This window comes from Dysgonomonas sp. 521, from assembly GCF_010501055.1.
In the GTDB taxonomy this organism is placed as follows: domain Bacteria; phylum Bacteroidota; class Bacteroidia; order Bacteroidales; family Dysgonomonadaceae; genus Dysgonomonas.
Window position 1 is genome coordinate 1 of sequence record NZ_QVMO01000164.1, and the last position, 4,463, is coordinate 4,463.

Sequence of the window (4,463 nt, forward strand, 5' to 3'; positions counted from 1 at the left end):
ATCCTATTTCCGATGAGTTTGCCTATTCTCACGAATATGAAAAGCTCTATACAGAACTGACAGGTTTCATCGATTTATGGCTGGAAGAAAATGAGTTATAATAAGAAAACTCACCTTCGGGCCAATATCGAGGCCATCCGTACTGTCCTTGCTCTCGAAAGGGAGCAACGGGCAGCTACCGATAATGAAAGAAAGATAATGCAAGGCTATTCAGGATTTGGAGGACTTAAATGTGTTCTCAATCCTGCAAACTCTCTGGCTGATACTGCCCACTGGGCAAAGTCTGAACTGGAACTTTTTCCGATGGTAGCAGAACTCCATCGTGTAATCAGGGACAATACTTCATCCGAAAAAGAATACAAGCAATACTTCAACAGCATCAAGAATTCGGTACTGACCGCATTCTATACACCACCCGAAGCGGTACAAGCTATTGCCGATGCCATAAAAGATAGTGGTATAGAAATAAACCGTTTTCTTGACCCATCAGCCGGTATGGGAGAATTCTCCCGAGCCTTTAGTGGTAATAGAGAACACGTCAGTTTTGAAAAGGATATATTGACGGGAAAACTATTATCCCATCTTCGTCCAAATGATAAAGTAAAAATCGAAGGCTTTGAAACCATCGAAAACAGATATAACAATTATTTTGATATTGTTTCTTCCAATATCCCGTTTGGGGAAATGAGTGTTTTCGATGCAGGTTTTATGAGACAGGATGCTTTGCATCGTGATTCGACAAATACGATACATAATTATTTCTTTGTCAAAGGAGTGGAATCCTTACGGGAGGGCGGCATATTGGCGTTTATCACTTCGCAGGGAGTAATGAATTCCCCGAATAACCAGCCTGTACGTCAATGGCTGATGGAAAATACAAACCTTGTATCGGCTATCCGTCTGCCCAATAATTTATTTACCGACTACGCCGGAACGGAAGTCGGCAGCGACCTGATTGTGTTACAAAAGAATACAGCTAAAGAAAAAATGAATTTCGGAGAGGAACTATTTGTAAAGAGCTCTCCATTACCAATAACGGGTATATACAACAACGATTACTTCTATAATCATGTTCGGGTAGTACAAAACAAAGGTTTTATAGGTTCTGACCCTTACGGGAAACCCGCACAAGTATTTCTGTATGAAGGGAGCCGGAAAGAAATGGCGGATTATATGGGGCAAATGCTAAAAAGCGACCTGCAATCAAACCTGAACTTAGATTTGTATAATCAGCATTCTGCTATTCATAAACAAGAAAAGCTGCAAACCAATATTTCTCAACCTAACCAAGTAGAAGAACAAGAAACAAAAGAAAAAAACTCCTATCAGGCATTGGAAGTCAATGTTTTCGAGCCTGTAATGAGTTTATACGATTTGTTCGGTTTTACACAGGAAGAACGGACACAGGTAAAATCGAGAAGAGGAAAGAGAAACAAAGCCCCTCTAAATCTCCCCAAAGGGGAGACTTCTAAAACGCTAATTTCTACCATAGGACAAACCTTATCGGGATCAGAGAGCCTCCCCCTTGGGGAGGCTGGAGGGGCTTCACGCCCTTATTCGGGCGAACTATTTGAGTTTCACAAAAAAGGCTCACTGGTAGAAGATAACGGACAGGTTGGTTTCTTAAAAGAACGCTATAGGGATGATGCAGAATTTCAGGCACTGGACATATCCTTCGATCAACGGGCAAAGATCAGCAGGTATATAGAGATACGGGATACTTACCATACTCTCTATAACCATGAAGCCGAGCATCTGACCGAACATGCTTCCCTACGTGGCAACCTGAACCTGTACTATGATTCCTTTGTACGCCGTTACGGCAATTTGAATGATAAAAAGAACCTCGATGTTATTAAGATGGATGCCGGAGGCAGGGAAATACTCTCTTTGGAAAGAAAAGCCCCCCTTAGTCCCCCCGAAGTGGGGAAACAGAGCCTCTCCTTTGGGGAGGTTGGAGGGGCTTTCATTAAAGCTGATATATTCTCTATGCCTGTTGCTTTTAATCCTAATGAAATTACTGTTGCAGATACTTCCGATGAAGCTCTTATTGCATCATTGAATAAATACGGCGAAGTCTCTCTGAATTATATGCAGTCCTTAATGGACGGCAAAGACCGTGATGAACTCATCCACGAGTTGGAAGGACGGATATATTTTAATCCATTGGTACAGAACTATGAAGTCAGGGACAGATTTATTGCAGGCAATGTTATAGAAAAATCAGAAGCCATTGAACGCTATCTGCAAAATCATCCCGATGATATTCCTTCACAAACATCACTAAAAGCATTGCAGGAAGCGATACCACAACCAATACGATTTGAAGAACTGGACTTCAACTTCGGGGAACGGTGGATCGATACGGGAGTCTATGAAGACTATATGGGTAAACTATTCGAAACAGATGTCAACATATTCTATTATGCTTCCCGTGATGACTTTACAGTCAAAGCAGACAGGAGTAATATGATTATCAATGAAAAGTTTGCCGTACAGGGAGAGAGTAAGCTGTATACGGGTATCCATCTGTTAAAGCATGCCCTTCTCAATACAACTCCCAATATAACCAAGACTATCAAGGTAACAGACCCTGATACAGGAGAAGATAAAGATGTAAAAGTGCCGGACGGGCAAGCCATACAAATGGCGAATAGCAAAATTGATGAAATCCGCAACGGCTTTACCGACTGGCTGGACCAGCAATCTCCCGAATTTAAGAATAAGCTGGCTGATTCTTATAACCGGAAGTTCAACTGTTTTGTCCGTCCACAATACGATGGTTCACACCAGAATTTTCCCGGGTTGGATTTGAGGGGCTTGGGTATTTCTGATTTATACCAGTCGCAAAAAGATTGTGTTTGGATGCTCAAGCAAAACGGAGGAGGCATCTGTGACCATGAGGTAGGTGCAGGAAAGACGCTGATTATGTGTACGGCAGCCTATGAGATGAAACGGTTGGGACAAGCCAATAAACCCATGATTATAGGTCTCAAAGCCAATGTACATGAAATAGCTTCTACCTTCCGCACAGCATATCCCAATGCCAGGATACTCTATCCCGGTAAGGAAGACTTTACCCCACATAAAAGGGTAAAGATATTTAATGACATAAAGAATAATAGCTGGGATGCTGTTATCCTTACCCATGACCAGTTCGGTAAGATACCACAATCACCCGAAATGCAGCAGGAGATATTCCAGGCAGAGTTGGATTCAGTGGAAGAAAACCTGAATGTATTGCGTAGCCAGGGAAAAGATATATCCAAAATGATGCTTAGAGGGTTAGAGAAACGAAAAGCCAATCTGGAAGTAAAGCTAAGTAGCCTGGCTGAACAGATTAAAGACAGGACAGATGATGTGGTAGACTTTAAGATGATGGGTATAGACCATCTCTTTATAGATGAAAGCCACCAGTTCAAGAACCTGACCTTTACCACAAGGCATGACCGTGTAGCAGGATTAGGCAATCCCGAAGGAAGCCAGCGGGCTATGAATATGCTCTTTGCTATCCGTACCATACAGGAAAGAAGAGATAAGGATTTAGGAGCAACTTTTCTTTCAGGAACAACCATATCGAACTCACTGACTGAATTATACCTTTTATTCAAATACCTGCGTCCAAAGGAACTGGAGAAACAAGGTATCAACTCCTTTGATGCATGGGTTGCTGTCTTTGCCAAGAAGACAACGGACTATGAGTTTTCCGTAACTAACCAGATAGTACAGAAAGAACGATTCCGGTATTTTATCAAAGTACCTGAACTGGCATCCTTCTATTCCGAGATTACAGACTTCCGTACAGCAAAGGATATAGGTATAGACCGACCGGAGAAGAATGAAGTATTGTATAATATTCCTCCTACACCCCAGCAGGAAATCTTTATAGAGAAACTGATGCGCTTCGCCGAAACGGGCGATGCGACTATACTGGGCAGACAGCCGTTATCTCAAAGTGAAGAAAAAGCCAAAATGCTGATAGCAACCGATTATGCGAGGAAAATGTCACTCGATATGCGTATGATAGATATGTCTTACGGCGACCATATAGATAATAAAGCATCCCATTGTGCGGCTAAAATAGCTGAATACTACAATAAATACGCAAAAGAAAAAGGTACTCAGTTTGTCTTCTCGGATTTAGGAACATATAAACCCAATGAATGGAATCCATATAGTGAGATAAAGAGAAAACTCATAGAAGACCACGGTATCCCGGCCCATGAGATACGCTTTATACAGGAAGCTAAGACAGATAATGCCAGAAAAACGATGATAGAAGCGATGAACGCAGGACGTATCAGGGTATTGTTTGGCTCTACCTCTATGCTGGGAACGGGAGTGAATGCACAAAGGCGAGCTGTCGCAATCCATCATTTAGATACGCCGTGGGTGCGACACGAAGTCGCGTAAATGATTGTTTGAAGTTCCGCTCCACGAGTTGGAATGGAACGATTGAACCT

General features: G+C 42.2%; 2 protein-coding genes. Both read left to right on the forward strand.

The window, feature by feature from the left end:
- The first annotated feature begins 5 nt into the window (after positions 1-5).
- Positions 6-101, forward strand: coding sequence for a DUF1896 family protein (locus tag D0T84_RS21450; RefSeq protein WP_370525544.1), 96 nt, complete (start codon positions 6-8; stop codon positions 99-101).
- Positions 91-4,413, forward strand: a complete 4,323-nt coding sequence (locus tag D0T84_RS21455; protein WP_370525543.1) for an N-6 DNA methylase — start codon at positions 91-93, stop codon at positions 4,411-4,413. The genes D0T84_RS21450 and D0T84_RS21455 overlap by 11 nt, the downstream gene beginning before the upstream one ends.
- Positions 4,414-4,463: the final 50 nt, after the last annotated feature.

Excerpts from the sequence above, each read along its gene's own strand:
- D0T84_RS21455 (WP_370525543.1), top strand. The coding sequence starts at position 91 with ATGAGTTATAATAAGAAAACTCACCTTCGGGCCAATATCGAGGCCATC.